The organism is Pseudomonas sp. FG98 (genome assembly GCF_057808595.1).
On the sequence record NZ_JBMDIJ010000006.1, the window covers coordinates 177,724 to 192,733 of the forward strand.

The window sequence follows — 15,010 nt, forward strand, 5'->3', positions numbered from 1 at the left end:
TTCAGATCAGCCCCAGTGCGGAAAACGGCGCCAGCACCAGGCTCAGCAGCGCCAGGCCGAGCAGCCAGCGCGGCCGGTACGGCAGGGCGAACACCCACAGGCACAGGCCGGCCATCAGCATGCCGAACAGCTCCGCCAGGCCGACGGCCCAGCCCCGGTGGTCGACTGCGGCAGTCAGCGCCAGGGCCAGCAGCAGCCAGCCGACCACGCGCAGGCCGAGCAGTTGTTCGGGCCTGGGCTTGCGCCCGAGCAACTCGGTGAAGTGCTTGTCCATGGCCAGGCACAGCGCCGCACAACCGGCAAAGGCAAACAAGGCAATCGCCAGCATCAGCTTGCCTCCGCTTCACGGGTGGGCTGGGGCGCCGCCTTGGCTGGCTTCGGCGCACGCTTTGGCGCCTGCACCGGTTGGCGCAGCATCTTGCTGGCGGTCCAGGCGAACAGCAGCCCGCAGCCGAGCGCGGTGAGATCGAAGCCGGCCATGGCCCAGTCGCCGGCCGCGATCGAACGGTTCAGGCCCTGGCCGGTGGTCAGCGCATTGAGCAGCGGCAACGCGGCCCAGGACAGTGCTGCCAGGGCCAGTTGCTCGCCCCAGGCACGTCGCCCGGGACGCAGCACGGCATGCACCAGGCTCGCCAGCCATACCGCGAAGAACGCATTCACTTCCCACTGCGCCCGCCCTTCCAGAGCGACCGGCAGCAGGCGGTTGGCCCAGAAGAAGCCGGCCACGCCGAGGATCAGGCCGCTCATGCTGGCGATGTTGAGCACCTCGACCAGACGCAGTTCGAACGGCTGGGTGCCGCTCTTGGCGTGCTTGAGCTGGCGCTTGCCGAGCCACATGACCAGACCGGTGCCGATCACCGCAGTACCGGCCAGACCGAAGAAGAAATACAGCCAACGCAGCAGCGGGCCGGCGAAGGACGCCATATGCAGGCCGTAGAAGCCGCCACTGATGGTCCCGGCCAGCGTCTCCGGTCGCGCACTCCAGGCCAGGCTGCCGTCGGCGCCGTTGAAGCGCCAGCCGGCACCGCGCTGCACCGCGACCCGCTCATGGCCATCGGGGATGAACAGCACCTGGGCATTGCGATCGCCAGGTCGCTGGACATCGAGCCAGATGATCCGCGCATCCGGCGCCTGCGCCAGCACCTGCCGGTACAACTCCGGCAGCGGCTGCAGGGCGACCTTCTCGCCCGACGCCTTGACGCTGTCGCGCCCGCCGAACACCTCGTTGAAATAGCCCTGCTCGTTGTCGTAGCTGGCCAGGATCGGCGCCGGCATGACCATGTACATGAAGATCACCAGGCTGCTGTAGCTGATCATCAGGTGGAACGGCAGCGCCAGCACGCCGATGGCGTTGTGGCCGTCGAGCCAGGAGCGCTGGCCCTTGCCGGGGCGGAAGGTGAAGAACTCCTTGAAGATCTTCTTGTGGGTGATGATCCCGGTGACCAGCCCCACCAGCATCATCAGCGCGGCGAAAGTGGCCAGCCAGCGGCCCCAGGGATAGGGCATCTCCAGCTGGAAGTGGAAGCGGTAGAAGAAGTCGCCGCCACGGGTCTGGCGGGTGACGATCTCCTCGCCAGTCTCGGCGTCGAGGGTCTTGCGGGTGAAGCCGCGCGGGCCGTCGCCGCCGCGCCAACCGACGGTGATACCCGGGGTGCGCTCGTTCGGGGGCTCGATGAACCAGCTCGGCGCATCGGCGGCGTTGCGCTGCAGGTAATCCTGGGCCTTGCTCAGGGCCAGCGGGAGATCCAGCGCGCGCACCGGGACTTCCGGCTGGCTCCAGCGGGTGATCTCGGGCTTGAAGTAGGACATGGTCCCGGTGAGGAAGATCGCGAACAGCAGCCAGCCGAAAATCAGCCCGGCCCAGGTGTGCAGCCAGGCCATCGCCTGGCGGAAGCCCTCTTTCATGCCTTGCTCATCCAGTAGGTCAGGCCATTGATCGCCGCCAGCGCCAGGCTCGGCAGGAGGATGCCCAGCCAGGCGCGCCAGGCGCTGTGGGTGGCGAAGGCCCAGATGAACGCGCCGAGGTAGAACAGGAACGAGCTCATCATGCCGATCTGCACCGCCTCGGCCCTGGACAGCGGCAGCCATTGGCTGAGCAGCACGCCGACCATGGCCGCCAGCACGTAGCCACCGAGCAGCGCGGCGAGGCAGCGTGAGGTCACGGCGAGGCGGTAACTCAGGGGCAAGCCGGCGGCTTTGCTCTTCATGGGCGGGGATCCGGGGCGGAAAAGGCGCTTAATATAAATGATAAGGATTCTCACAAGCAAAGCCGTCTGACGGGCCGCTGATCATTGCCTGATTGCTGTTGGGAACTTTTCCCACATACAATGCGAACAATTCTTATTCTGTAGCGCATCCTGGCGCCCGGAGTGTGCACGGTGCGCAGCGCCCCTCCCGTCTTGTCCCATTCGCTGGAAGGCCTCTACCACGACCATCACGGCTGGCTGACCGGCTGGCTGCGGCGTCGTCTGGGTTGCCCGCACAATGCCGCCGACCTGGCCCAGGACACCTTCATGCGCCTGCTCCAGGCCCGGGAGACCCCGGTGCTGAACGAGCCGCGGGCATTCCTCACCACCGTGGCCAAGCGCGTGCTGTTCAACCACTACCGCCGCCAGGAACTGGAGCGCGCCTACCTGCTGGCGCTGGCGCAGTTGCCGGAAGAGGTCGCGCCGTCGGAGGAAGAGCGGGCGATCATCTTCGACACCCTGATGGAACTGGACCGCCTGCTCGACGGTTTGTCCGCCCAGGTCAAGCGCGCCTTCCTGCTGGCCCAGGTCGATGGCCTGACCTACAACGAAATCGCCGCCGAGCTGGGCATCTCCCTGGCCACGGTGAAACGTCATCTGAACAAGGCGGCCATGCGCTGTTATTTCGCCCTGTGAACACTCCGGCCTTTTCCAACCAGGTGGCCGAACAGGCCGTGCACTGGCTGATCGAGATCCAGGGCGGCACCCTCGACCATCGCCAGCAACTGGCCATGGAACGCTGGTTGCAGGCCAGCGAAGAACATCGCCAGGCCTGGGCGCATATCCAGCGGGTCAACCAGCGGCTCAGCGGAATGTCCTCGCCGCTGGCGCATGCGACCTTGCAGGCACCGGCCTCGGCCAGTCGTCGGCGGGCCCTGAAGATGCTGCTGATCCTCGGTGCCGGCAGCGCGGTGGGGCTGGGCATGCACGCCAGCGACAGCCTGCCGCCGCTGCTTGCCGACTACCGCAGCCCGCTGGGGCAGCGTCGGCGCATGCAACTGGACGATGGCAGCCAGTTGCAGCTCAATACCGCCAGCGCCGCCGATGTGCGCTTCGACGGCGGGCAGCGCCTGGTGCGCCTGCTGGAAGGCGAAATGATGTTGACCGTGGCGCAAGACCAGCGGCCCTTGCGCGTACAGACCCGGGACGGGCTGCTGGACCTGTCCGCCGGGCGCTTCAATGTGCGGCGCTGGGCCAGCCATACCGGCGTCGCGGTGTTCCAGGGATCGGCCGGGCTGGCCGGAGACCTTCTGGAAAGCGGTCATCAGGCACGCTTCGACGAAGCCGGCTGGAGCGTGCGCACGGCGCTGGATGCCAACAGCGGCGCCTGGGTCGACGGCATGCTGGTGGCGGCGCATATGCCGCTGGCGGCGTTTCTCGAAGAGCTGGGACGCTACCGGCGCGGGCAGCTCAATTGCGATGCGAAAGTGGCCGGGTTGCTGGTGTCGGGGAGTTATCCACTGGCGGACAGCGAGCGGATTCTCGATCTGCTGGAAGTGGCGTTGCCGGTGAAGGTGAGGCGCTTTACCCGGTATTGGGTGACGGTGGAAGCCAGAGCCTGATTGGCTGAGTTCAAGGGCCTCATCGCTGGCAATGCCAGCTCCCACAGGGACCGCGCCGAGCACAGATAATGTGGCTGGCATAGAACCCTGTGGGAGCCGGCGTTGCCGGCGATGAGGCCATCCGCTTCGACATCAATCCTGCTGCCCCGAAAGAAAACCCAAAAAATAATTTCCAGATCGATGAGCCGTTTTCCCCACCTCGCGTGACAGAGAAGACAGAACCCTTCCGCCCTGCCCTTCTCAAGGATCCTGTGCAATGCCCTTCCGTCCCAGTCCCCTTGCCCTCGCCCTGCTGCTGACCTTCGGTGCCGTCGCCCACTCGCAGGCCGCCGATGCCCCGGCGCGCACCTATCACATCGCGCCCATGGCGCTGGAAAGCGCCCTCAACCAGTTCGGCCGGGAAAGCGGCGTGCTGATCTCGTTCAGCTCGGAGATCACCCAGGGCCTCAACAGCCGCGGCCTGAGTGGCGATTTCGCCCCGGCCCAGGGCCTGGCTGCGCTGCTTGAAGGCACTGGCCTGCAAGCCCGCGCCGAGGGCGACAACGCCTTCAGCCTGCAACCGGCAAGCAGCGCCGCCAATGGCCCGCTGGAGCTCGGCGTGTCCAACGTGGTGGGCGACTGGCTGGGCGATGCGCAACAGGACAACGTCTTCGAACATGCCGGCGCGCGGGATGTGGTCCGCCGCGAGGAATTCGAACGCACCGGCGCCAGCAGCGCGCGGGAAGTGCTCAACCGCATGCCCGGGGTCAACGCACCGGAAAACAATGGCACCGGCAGCCATGACCTGGCGCTGAACTTCGGTATCCGTGGCCTCAACCCGCGCCTGGCGTCGCGCTCCACGGTGCTGATGGACGGCATCCCGGTACCCTTCGCGCCCTACGGCCAGCCACAGCTGTCGTTCGCCCCGATCAGCCTGGGCAACATGGACGCAGTGGACGTGGTCCGCGGTGGCGGCGCGGTGCGCTATGGGCCGCAGAACGTCGGCGGCATCGTCAACTTCGTGACCCGCGCCATCCCCGATGAGCCGACCGTGAAAGCCGGCCTGCAGACCCAGACCAGCCCTTCATCCAGCCATGACGGCTTCAAGAGCAACGCCAACCTGCTCGCCGGCGGTACCGCCGACAACGGCCTGGGCGGCGCCGTGCTGTACTCCGGCACCCGTGGCGGCGACTGGCGCGAGCACAGCGACACGCAGATCGACGACCTGATCCTCAAGGGCAAATTCCAGATCGACGAAGCCAACAGCCTGCACGCCATGGCCCAGTACTACGAGGGCGAAGCGCAGATGCCCGGGGGCCTGAGCGTGGCCGACTACGATGCCGATCCGTACCAGTCGACCCGCCTGCAGGACGAGTTCTGGGGCCGCCGGACCATGTTCAACGCCGGCTACGACTACAAGGAAGGCGAGCGTCAGTTCAGCGTCAACAGCTTCTTCACCAAGACCCTGCGCAGCGGTTATCTGCGCCAGGGCACGTCGATCTCGCTGTCGCCGCGCGAGTACTGGGTACGCGGCATCGAAACCCGCTTCACCCAAGGCTTCGCTCTTGGCGACAGCCATCACGAGGTCGGCCTGGGTTACCGCTACGTCAACGAAGCCGGACACGAACTGCGCTTCATGGAAGCGGTCAGTGCCAACCGCCTGCCGACCACCGGCAGCCGCAACGACCGCGATACCCGTGGCGCCACCGAAGCCCACGCGCTGTACCTGGATGACCGCATCGACATCGGCCAGTGGACCATCACCCCGGGCATCCGCTACGAGATGATCGACTCGCGGCAGAACAACAACCTCACCGGCAAGGACTACCAGGGCAGCTACAACACCGCCCTGCCAGCGCTCAACGTGATGTACCACCTGAGCGACAGCTGGAACCTCTACGCCAACACCGAAGGCTCGTTCGGCAGCGTGCAGTACAGCCAGATGCCGAACCGTGTCGATCAGGGTGAAGTGAAGCCGGAAAAGGCACGCACCTGGGAAATCGGTACTCGTTACGATAACGGCAACTTGCAGGCAGAAGCCGGCCTGTTCCTTATCAACTTCGACAATCAGTACGAAAGCAACCAGACCAACGACAGCGTCATCGCCCGCGGCGAAACCCGTCACCAGGGTGTGGAAACCAGCGTGAAATACGCCCTCGATGACGTCAGCCCGCTGCTCAGCGGCTTCGATGTGTACGCCAGCTACGCCTTCGTCGATGCCACCATCCGCGAGGACGGTGCGAACAAGGGCAACCGCGTGCCGTTCTCGTCGCGGCACAAGGGCACGTTGGGCGTGGGTTATACCGAGGGACCGTGGAAGCTGAACCTGGACAGCACCTACCAGAGCGACCAGTTCGCCGACAACGCCAACACCTCGCAGGAAAGCGCCGACGGCAGCACCGGACGGATCCCCGGCTACATGCTGTTCAGCACCCGTGCGGCGTATGACTTCGGCCCGCAACTGTCGGACCTGAACGTGGCGGTGGGGGTGAAGAACCTGTTCAATCGCGAGTACTTCACCCGCTCGTTCGATGACAACAACAAGGGCAAGTATGTGGGTGAGCCGCGTACGGTGTACTTGCAGACATCTGTCGCGTTTTGAGGCTTTTGGGGCCGCTTTGCGGCCCTTCGCAGGCAAGCCAGCTCCCACGGGGGAAGTGTTGCCTGTGAAGTTATCTCCCTGATCCTAACCCTGTTTCCGGCCCCTTTTGAAACAAAATATTTTTATTTTTTAGGGGGTTGAAATCTGTTCCGATCTGCCCGAAGTTGTAAGCAAGAGGCAACGAATTCCCAGGCAACCCAGCCTCCGATGCCTCTTGTGAGCTAGCTGAATAAGGATTGGAATCATGCAAATCCAGGTCAACAGCGACAACCATATTCAAGGCAACATCCGTCTGGAGCAGTGGGTCCGCAGCACGGTTGAAAGCACGCTCGAACGCTACGACGACTCCCTCACCCGCATCGAGGTTCACCTGCGGGACGAGAACGGCGACAAGCCCGGCCCACACGACAAACGCTGCCAGATGGAGGCACGCCCAAAAGGCCATCAACCGATTTCCGTTACCCACAAGGCCGCCAACCTGGAGCAGGCCATCGAGGGTGCCGCACAGAAACTGAACAACGCCCTGGAACACCTGTACGGCAAGCTGCGCGCCAAACGTGCCGTGGCCCAGCAGGATGGCAGCGCCAATGACGCGTTACTGCAGGAAGAATTCCTCGAACGCCTGGGCTGACCGATAAAACAGAGACGCAGACGGTAAACGAGAAAGCCCCTGGCCTTGTGGTCAGGGGCTTTTTTCTTGGCTGCCTTTCGGGCCTCATCGCCGGCAACGCCGGCTCCCACAGGGTGAGAGCCGGCGTTGCCGGCGATGAGGCCCTGAAGAGCACCCTCAATATTTCGGCAGGTTCTCCAGTTCCCCCGCCCGCTGCTTGGTCATATCCACCTCGCACCCGATCCCGTTGAGCTGATCGATGGTCCCGCCCGTCATCGTGTAGTACATCCCACAATTGGCATCCCGATATGCCACCCACTTGCGCTGAGCATCGCGCAGCTTGCCCTTCTGTTCTTCCTCCAGGCTGTCCATGGCCTTCTTGTAGTTCTGGTTCAGGCGATCATCCTGGCGCTTCAGTTCGGCGCCGGAACATTCGCGCATGGCCGCCGTGGTATTGGCGCCCTTCATGCACTGGCTGTAGCTGTCGGCGTGGGCCAGCTGGCTGCCACCGAGCAGGACCAGGGCAGTGGCGAGGGTTCGCAGGTTCATCGGTAAAAACTCCATGTCGTGATGGACGGGTTGGATGGCTCAGGGGCCGACAGGTTCCAGCAGGCAGGCGCGCATGACCTGGCCGCGCAACCAGCGATGGGCCGCATCGCCCTCGCGGCGCTCATGCCAGGCCTGCTGGAATGCAAAGGCTCGGATCGGCAGCGGCGGCGCAAAACAGCGTAGTCCACGAGGCGGCCGCAGCAGGTTACGCCGGGCAACGGTGAGGATCAGGTCGGTGCCGGCGATCACTTCGGTGGCCGCCGTCCAGTGCGGCATGGCCAAGGCGACGCGGCGCTGCTCGCCAAGAGCCGCCAGGGCCAGGTCGATCTCGTTGTCGGTACCAGGACGCACTGCCACCAGCACATGAGGACGAGCCAGCCATTGCGCCAGGCTGAGGCCGCCACGGGCCGGCAGGGTGTCACGATCGGCCAGGCAGGCAAAGCTTTCTTCGAACAGGTTCTCCGCCTGCAACGGCGCCGTCAGGGTGGGAAAGACGCCCAGCGCGAGATCGATCTCACCGTCGAACAACTGGCTGAGCATGGCCTCGCGACTGCCCTGGGTCACTACCAGATCCACGTCCGGCGCTTCGCTGCGCAAGGCGCGAACCAGGCGCGGCAGAACCACCCGGGCACCGTAGTCCGACATCGCCAGGCGGAAGCTGCGCCGCGCCCGCAGCGGGTCGAAACCTGGGCTGCTGAGCAAGGCATCGAGCTGCTGCAAGGCTTCGCGCAGTGGCTGGGCCAGCTCCAGGGCCCGGGCCGTGGGCTGCAACTTGCCGCCACGGCGCACCAGCAAAGGATCGGCAAAGATCTCGCGCAACTGGGCCAGGGCATGGCTGACCGCCGGCTGGCTGCGATGCAGGCGCAACGCCGCGCGGGAGACATGCTGCTCGGCCAGCAGGGCATGCAGGGTCAGCAGCAGGTTGAGGTCGATGCGGCGTAGATCATCCATGGTACGAATAGTCCCTGTGCGGATTTCGAATTTCCATCCAGCCTGTGGATAACCAAGACTGCCTTATGCCCATCGTGCGTATCAAGGAGTCCGTCATGAACCTCAACCTCGCCCCTGCCGTCGTGCTGCTGCCGCTGGTCGCCCTGCTTGCCGGCGCCGCCGTGCCGTTCCAGGCCGGGAGCAATGCCGCGCTCGGTCGCCTGCTCGGCCATCCGTTATGGGCCGCACTGATTTCCCTGTCGGTCAGCGTGCTGATGGTGCTGCCGGCGCTGTGGCTGATGCGTGCGCCATGGCCGCAACTCGGCGCGCTGGCGCAGGCACCGTGGTGGGCCTGGTTCGGGGGCGTGGCCGGGGTGGTCTATATCACCGCAGCGCTGATCCTCACGCCAAAACTGGGGGCGGCGGGGTTCATCGTCTGCGTGGTCGCCGGGCAGGTGCTGTCCTCGCTGGCGATCGACCAGTGGGGATTGATGGGCTTGCCGGAACGGCCGGTGAACCTGGCCCGACTGCTGGGCGTCGGGCTGATCGTGCTGGGCATGCTGGTGGTGCAATGGGGCACGCGGTCCAGCCAGTAGGTGTCAGGCCGCGCTGCTGCCACTGCCGAAGTCGAACGGCTGCAACGGCGGCAGTCCATGGGCAGCGCGGGCATCGTCACAGCGCGGGTTGTGCTCGCCATGTTCCCAGGAGGCATCGAACTCCCGGCACGGGCTGGAACGCTGCTCGTACATGGTGCAGGCCACCGCCTTGCCCACCTCGCCGGACAGGGAAATACAGCGCGCCGGCTTGGCATCGGTGCCGATCATCGCCACCCGGCTCGGGGTGATCTGCACCACCAGATCATCCGGCACGCAGCCGCCGGCCGAGGTGCACTCGCCCCAGAAGAAGGACACACGGAAATGCGCGCAGCAGGCGCCACAGCTCAAGCAAGGATGGGTATCGGACATGATGTCGGGGGACCGGGAAGAATGGTCATGGGGAGAATCCCGCCGCCAATTCTATGCAATGCCGCGCCGTTGAGAAGGGGGTGACGAAAAGAAAATCCGGCGCCCGACCGGCGGAATGAAAAAAGCCCGAAGCGCCCGTATCACGGGGGCTTCGGGCTTTTCGGCAGCGCCTTAGGCCTTGACCGGCTTGGCGGTTTTCGGCGGTTCGATGCCGTCGGCACGGAACATCTGGCGGATACCGCGCACCGCCTGGCGGATACGGTCCTGGTTCTCGATCAGGGCGAAGCGCACATGATCGTCGCCATAGTCACCGAAACCGATACCCGGCGACACGCAGACCTTGGCCTCGGCCAGCAGCTTCTTGGAGAACTCCAGGGAGCCGAGGTGCGCATACTGCTCGGGGATCTTGGCCCAGACGTACATCGACGCCTTGGGGTTCTCGACCATCCAGCCGATCTCGTGCAGCCCCTTGACCAGCACGTTGCGGCGCTGGCGATACTGCTCGGCGATCTCGCGCACCGGTTGCTGGTCGCCTTCCAGGGCCGCGATGGCCGCGACCTGCACCGGGGTGAAGGTGCCGTAGTCGTGATAGCTCTTGATCCGCGCCAGGGCGTTGACCAGCTCGGCGTTGCCGACCATGAAGCCGACGCGCCAGCCGGCCATGTTGTAGCTCTTGGACAGGGTGAAGAACTCCACCGCGATGTCCTTGGCGCCCGGCACCTGCATGATCGACGGGGCTTTCCAGCCGTCATAGACGATGTCGGCATAGGCCAGGTCGTGAATCACCAGCACGCCATACTGCTTGGCCAGTTCCACCACCCGCTCGAAGAAGTCCAGCTCCACGCACTGCGACGTAGGGTTCGAGGGGAAGCCGAGGATCATCATCTTCGGTTTCGGAATGGATTCGCGGATAGCCCGCTCCAGCTCGTTGAAGAAATCCACACCCGGGATCAGCGGCACCGAACGCACCTGGGCGCCGGCGATCACCGCACCGTAGATATGGATCGGGTAGCTGGGGTTGGGCACCAGCACCGTGTCGCCGTGGTCCAGGGTGGCCAGCATCAGGTGTGCCAGGCCTTCCTTGGAGCCGATGGTGACGATGGCTTCGCTCTCCGGGTCGATCTCGACCTTGTAGCGTTCCTCGTACCAGCGCGAGATCGCGCGGCGCAGACGGGGGATGCCTCGGGAAGTGGAATAGCCGTGGGTGTCTTCACGCTGGGCGACCTGCACCAGCTTCTCGACGATGTGCGGCGGCGTGGCCCCGTCGGGGTTGCCCATGCTCAGATCGATGATGTCCTCGCCACGACGGCGCGCGGCCATCTTGAGTTCGGCGGTGATGTTGAAGACGTAGGGGGGGAGACGATCGATGCGCGCAAAACGGCGCGGCGAACCTTGTTCGGCCATGATTTCCTCGAAGACGTAAGCGCCCGGAACCGTCCGAGCGACGTTGGCCACTCCTGTGGCCGAGGCAGCAAGATAGGGCCGCACGGGGATGGATGTAAAGAGTTATTTCATGATCCTGTGGTGTCCGGACCGGCCTCATCGCTGGCAAGCCAGCTCCCACAGGTACTGTAAACACCGATCCTGTGGGAGCTGGCTTGCCAGCGATGAGGCCCTCAAGGCAGAAACAAAAACGCCCCGGAGCCTTTCGGCGCCGGGGCGTTTTCTTCAAGCCGTTCCAGCTCAGTGGATGTAGGTCATCAGCACTTCGGCAGGCGAACGGGTATCCACCGACATCATCACGCTCAGGGCGGTGATGGTGAAGATGGAGAACGCGAACACCTTGCGCGCCCACAGACGATCATCGGCCACCTTGTTGCCACCCCAGGCCATGTACAGCCAGTACAGGCCCATGGCTGCCGCGACGGCCAGGTAGCCCAGGCCGGCGTAACCGCCGAAGGTGAGCATCAGGGTCGCGACGATGAAGGCAACGATGTACCAGAGGATCTGCTTCTTCGCTGCTGCGACACCGCGGGCAACCGGCAGGACCGGAATCGAGGCGGCGCGGTAGTCGTTGAAGCGGAAGATCGCGATGGCGTAGGAGTGCGGCATCTGCCACAGGCTGAACATCACCAGCAGGGTCAGCGCAGCCAGGTCGAAGGTGCCGCTCACCGCGCAGTAGCCGATCACCGGAGGCATGGCACCGGACAGGCTGCCAACCAGGGTGCCGTGCACCGATTTGCGCTTCAGGTAGAGGCTGTAGAAACCGACGTAGATGATGAAGCCGATCAGGCCGAACAAGGCCGCCAGGGCGTTGGCCTTGAAGAACAGCAGACCCAGGCCGGCCACCCCGAGCAGGGTGGCGTAGGCCAGGGCTACTGGCGACGAGATCGCGCCTTGCACCATCGCGCGGTTCTTGGTGCGCTCCATCTTGATGTCGATGTCGCGGTCGATCCAGTTGTTGAAGACACAACCGGATGCAACGACCAGCGAGGTACCAATCACCGTGGCGAGGAACAGCATGAAGTCGACATGCCCTGCCGCAGCGAGGAAGAATCCGCCCGCCACGGACAACACGTTACCGAAGATGATTCCCGGTTTGGTGATCTGGATAAAGTGCTTCAGGGACATGCCGTCTTTCCTCACTTCGCCATCATGCTGGTGTGGATGCTGAACATGATCCACAGCGACAGACCGACCAGCAGCGCGATGACCAGCGCCGTGAACAGGAAGGACGTCACGCTGGAGCGTGCGGCCTTCGAGCCATCCAGGTGCAGGAAGTAGTACAGGTGCACGACGATCTGGATCACCGCGAAGGCGATGATGATCAGCAGGGTCATGTCCTTCGGCAGGCTCGGGTTCATCACCAGGTAGAACGGGATGACCGTCAGGATCACCGACAGGATGAAGCCGATGGCGTAGGACTTGACGCTGCCGTGGTTGGCTTCGTCGTGGTCGTGGCTGTTGTGTGCGTTAGCCATTTACAGAACTCCCATCAGGTACACGACGGTGAACACGCAGATCCAGACCACGTCCAGGAAGTGCCAGAACAGGCTCAGGCAGCTCATGCGGGTCTTGTGGGTGCTGGTGATGCCGTCCTTGTTGATCTGGTACATCAGGATCGCCATCCAGATCAGACCGGCGGTCACGTGCAGACCGTGGGTACCGACCAGGGCGAAGAAGCCCGACAGGAAGCCGCTGCGGCTAGGGCCGAAGCCTTCGCTGATCAGCAGGTGGAACTCGTTGACTTCCATGCCGATGAAGCCGGCGCCCAGCAGCCAGGTGACGGCCAGCCAGGCCAGTACGCCACCCTTGTTGCCTTTGTACATCTGCAGCATCGCGAAGCCGAAGGTGATACTGGAGAACAGCAGCAGCGCGGTCTCGCCCAGTACGTAGTTCAGTTCGAAGATGTCATGACCCGACGGGCCGCCGGCAAAGTTGCCGGACAGCACCGCGTAGGTAGCGAAGATCGACGCAAACAGGATGCAGTCGGTCATCAGGTACAGCCAGAAACCGAATACGGTCATCTGGCCCGAGTCGTGGTGGTGATCGTCGTGCCCATGGTCGTGACCATGAGCACCAGCGTTGATTACTTGACTGGACATTGATTAAACCCGCTCAAACGATTCGACACGTGCACCGGCAGGCGCGCCAGTTGCCAGGCCCAGGGCTTTCATGCGCTCACCTTCGATGCGCGCAACTTCCTCGGCCGGAACCATGTAGCCCTGGTCGTCACGCGCGGCGTGGCGAACGAAGACTGCAACGGTGGCGAACAGGCTCAGACCAACCAGCCACCAGATGTGCCAGATGAAGGCGAAACCGAAGATGGTCAGGAACAGGCCCATGAACACACCGGTGGAGGTGTTGTTCGGCATGTGGATCGCTTCGTACTTGGCCGGAACCTTGTACGCAACGCCCGCTTCCTTGGCTTCGTGCCAGGCATCCAGGCCGACTTTCTCAGGCATGGTGGCGAAGTTGTAGAACGCAGGTGGCGACGAAGTCGACCATTCCAGGGTACGGCCGCCCCATGGGTCGCCGGTGACGTCCATGTTGTCCTTGCGGTCGCGGATCGATACGTACAGCTGGATCAGCTGGCAAGCGATACCGAACAGGATCAGCACGGCGCCGACAACGGCTACGTACAGGTACGGTTCCCAGGCTGGGTTGTCCGAGTGGTTCAGACGACGGGTCATGCCCATGAAGCCCAGGGCGTACAGCGGCATGAAGGCCACGTAGAAGCCGGAGATCCAGAACCAGAAGGCAGCCTTGCCCCACTTCTCGTTCAGGGTGAAACCGAAGGCTTTCGGGAACCAGAAGGCGAAGCCCGCTACATAACCGAATACCGCGCCGCCGATGATCACGTTGTGGAAGTGCGCGATCACGAACAGGCTGTTGTGCAGCACGAAGTCAGCACCTGGAACGGCCAGCAGAACGCCGGTCATGCCACCGATGGAGAAGGTGACCATGAAGCCCAGGGTCCAGAGTACTGGCGCGGTGAAGCGCAGGCGGCCCTGGTAGATGGTGAACAGCCAGTTGAACAGTTTTACGCCGGTCGGGATCGAAATCAGCATCGTCGCCAGACCGAAGAAGGTGTTGACGCTAGCGCCCGAACCCATGGTGAAGAAGTGGTGCAGCCATACCGCAAAGCCCAGTACCGCGATCGCGCCCGATGCGTAGATCATCGAGTGGTGACCGAACAGGCGCTTGCCGGTGAAGGTCGAGGTGACTTCCGAGAACACGCCGAAGGCCGGCAGGATCAGGATGTAAACCTCGGGGTGACCCCAGGCCCAGAACAGGTTGACGTACATCATCGGGTTCCCACCAAGCTCGTTGGTGAAGATGTGGAAGTCCAGATAACGGTCAACGGTCAGCAGTGCCAGGGCAGCGGTCAGGATCGGGAACGAAGCCACGATCAGGACGTTGGCCCAGGTGCAGGTCCAGGTGAAGATCGGCATGTCCATCAGTTTCATGCCAGGGGCGCGCATTTTCAGCACGGTCACCAGGAAGTTCACACCGGTCAGCGTCGTACCCAGGCCGGACAGCTGTAGCGCCCAGATGTAGTAGTCAACGCCTACGCCAGGGCTGTACTGGATACCCGACAGCGGTGGGTATGCAACCCAGCCGGTCTTGGCGAACTCGCCCACGCCCAGGGAGATGTTGACCAGCGCAACGCCGGACACCAGCAGCCAGAAGCTCAGGGAGTTGAGGAACGGGAAGGCCACGTCACGGGCGCCGATCTGCAGCGGCAGCGCCAGGTTCATCAGGCCGGTGAAGAATGGCATCGCCATGAAGATGATCATGATCACACCGTGGGCGGTGAAGATCTGGTCATAGTGTTCAGGCGGCAGGTAGCCCTCGGAACCGCCGGTGGCGGCCGCGAGCTGGGTACGCATCATGATCGCGTCGGCGAAGCCGCGGATCAGCATGAGCATGGCGACGATGATGTACATCACGCCGATTTTCTTGTGGTCAACCGAAGTCAGCCACTCGGTCCACAGGTAAGTCCACTTCTTGAAGTAGGTGATTGCCGCGAACAACGCGATACCGCCGAGCGCGATCATGGCGAGGGTCACCATGACGATCGGCTCGTGATACGGGATCGCGTCCAGACTTAATTTACCGAACAT

The 15,010-nt window shown here is 63.8% G+C and carries 16 protein-coding genes; 5 read left to right on the top strand and 11 right to left on the bottom strand.

Annotated elements, in window-relative coordinates; genetic code table 11:
* Position 1 precedes the first annotated feature (1 nt).
* Genes ACODSK_RS06965 through ACODSK_RS06975 form a run of 3 tightly spaced genes read right to left on the bottom strand, consistent with a single transcriptional unit; the run spans position 2 to position 2,207 of the window.
* Positions 2–328, bottom strand: coding sequence for a DUF3325 domain-containing protein (locus tag ACODSK_RS06965; protein WP_489014851.1), 327 nt, complete (start codon positions 326–328; stop codon positions 2–4).
* Positions 328–1,905, bottom strand: coding sequence for a PepSY-associated TM helix domain-containing protein (locus tag ACODSK_RS06970; protein WP_489014853.1), 1,578 nt, complete (start codon positions 1,903–1,905; stop codon positions 328–330). Before ACODSK_RS06970 ends, ACODSK_RS06965 begins: the two co-directional genes overlap by 1 nt.
* Entirely contained in the window at positions 1,902–2,207 is a 306-nt protein-coding gene (locus tag ACODSK_RS06975) for a DUF3649 domain-containing protein (RefSeq protein WP_489014855.1), read from the bottom strand. Before ACODSK_RS06975 ends, ACODSK_RS06970 begins: the two co-directional genes overlap by 4 nt.
* A gap of 171 nt (positions 2,208–2,378) precedes the next feature.
* Between ACODSK_RS06975 and ACODSK_RS06980 the strand changes: the two genes are divergently transcribed.
* From ACODSK_RS06980 to ACODSK_RS06995, 4 genes are all read left to right on the top strand, one after another.
* A complete protein-coding gene (locus ACODSK_RS06980) occupies positions 2,379–2,882 on the top strand; it encodes a sigma-70 family RNA polymerase sigma factor (RefSeq protein ID WP_489014857.1) in 504 nt (167 codons plus the stop codon).
* The gene (locus ACODSK_RS06985; RefSeq protein ID WP_489014858.1) at positions 2,879–3,808 is read left to right on the top strand and encodes a FecR domain-containing protein; all 930 of its coding nucleotides are present in this window, start codon (positions 2,879–2,881) and stop codon (positions 3,806–3,808) included. The genes ACODSK_RS06980 and ACODSK_RS06985 overlap by 4 nt, the downstream gene beginning before the upstream one ends.
* Before the next feature lie 256 nt (positions 3,809–4,064).
* Entirely contained in the window at positions 4,065–6,389 is a 2,325-nt protein-coding gene (gene fecA, locus ACODSK_RS06990; protein ID WP_489014860.1) for a TonB-dependent Fe(3+) dicitrate receptor FecA, read from the top strand.
* A 244-nt stretch (positions 6,390–6,633) separates the two neighbouring features.
* On the top strand, positions 6,634–7,020 hold the full coding sequence (locus tag ACODSK_RS06995) for an HPF/RaiA family ribosome-associated protein (protein WP_489014861.1): 387 nt from the start codon (positions 6,634–6,636) through the stop codon (positions 7,018–7,020).
* Between the two features lie 156 nt (positions 7,021–7,176).
* Here ACODSK_RS06995 and ACODSK_RS07000 read toward each other — a convergent pair whose 3' ends face one another.
* On the bottom strand, positions 7,177–7,548 hold the full coding sequence (locus tag ACODSK_RS07000) for a lysozyme inhibitor LprI family protein (RefSeq protein ID WP_489014863.1): 372 nt from the start codon (positions 7,546–7,548) through the stop codon (positions 7,177–7,179).
* A 39-nt stretch (positions 7,549–7,587) separates the two neighbouring features.
* Complete coding sequence (locus ACODSK_RS07005; protein WP_489014865.1) at positions 7,588–8,499, bottom strand: LysR family transcriptional regulator; 912 nt, start codon at positions 8,497–8,499, stop codon at positions 7,588–7,590.
* Between the two features lie 95 nt (positions 8,500–8,594).
* Here ACODSK_RS07005 and ACODSK_RS07010 point away from each other — a divergent pair, with 95 nt between their 5' ends.
* Complete coding sequence (locus ACODSK_RS07010; RefSeq protein ID WP_489014867.1) at positions 8,595–9,074, top strand: DMT family transporter; 480 nt, start codon at positions 8,595–8,597, stop codon at positions 9,072–9,074.
* Between the two features lie 3 nt (positions 9,075–9,077).
* On the opposite strand, the gene ACODSK_RS07015 is transcribed toward ACODSK_RS07010, so the two are convergent.
* From ACODSK_RS07015 to cyoB, 6 genes are all read right to left on the bottom strand, one after another.
* Entirely contained in the window at positions 9,078–9,443 is a 366-nt protein-coding gene (locus ACODSK_RS07015; RefSeq protein ID WP_489014869.1) for a YkgJ family cysteine cluster protein, read from the bottom strand.
* A 171-nt stretch (positions 9,444–9,614) separates the two neighbouring features.
* The gene (gene alaC, locus ACODSK_RS07020) at positions 9,615–10,847 is read right to left on the bottom strand and encodes an alanine transaminase (RefSeq protein WP_489014871.1); all 1,233 of its coding nucleotides are present in this window, start codon (positions 10,845–10,847) and stop codon (positions 9,615–9,617) included.
* Positions 10,848–11,126: 279 nt separating this feature from the next.
* Complete coding sequence (cyoE, locus tag ACODSK_RS07025; RefSeq protein WP_489014872.1) at positions 11,127–12,014, bottom strand: heme o synthase; 888 nt, start codon at positions 12,012–12,014, stop codon at positions 11,127–11,129.
* A gap of 11 nt (positions 12,015–12,025) precedes the next feature.
* The gene (cyoD, locus tag ACODSK_RS07030; protein ID WP_489014874.1) at positions 12,026–12,364 is read right to left on the bottom strand and encodes a cytochrome o ubiquinol oxidase subunit IV; all 339 of its coding nucleotides are present in this window, start codon (positions 12,362–12,364) and stop codon (positions 12,026–12,028) included.
* A complete protein-coding gene (gene cyoC, locus ACODSK_RS07035) occupies positions 12,365–12,988 on the bottom strand; it encodes a cytochrome o ubiquinol oxidase subunit III (RefSeq protein WP_489014875.1) in 624 nt (207 codons plus the stop codon).
* Between the two features lie 3 nt (positions 12,989–12,991).
* On the bottom strand, positions 12,992–15,010 hold the full coding sequence (cyoB, locus tag ACODSK_RS07040) for a cytochrome o ubiquinol oxidase subunit I (protein WP_489014877.1): 2,019 nt from the start codon (positions 15,008–15,010) through the stop codon (positions 12,992–12,994).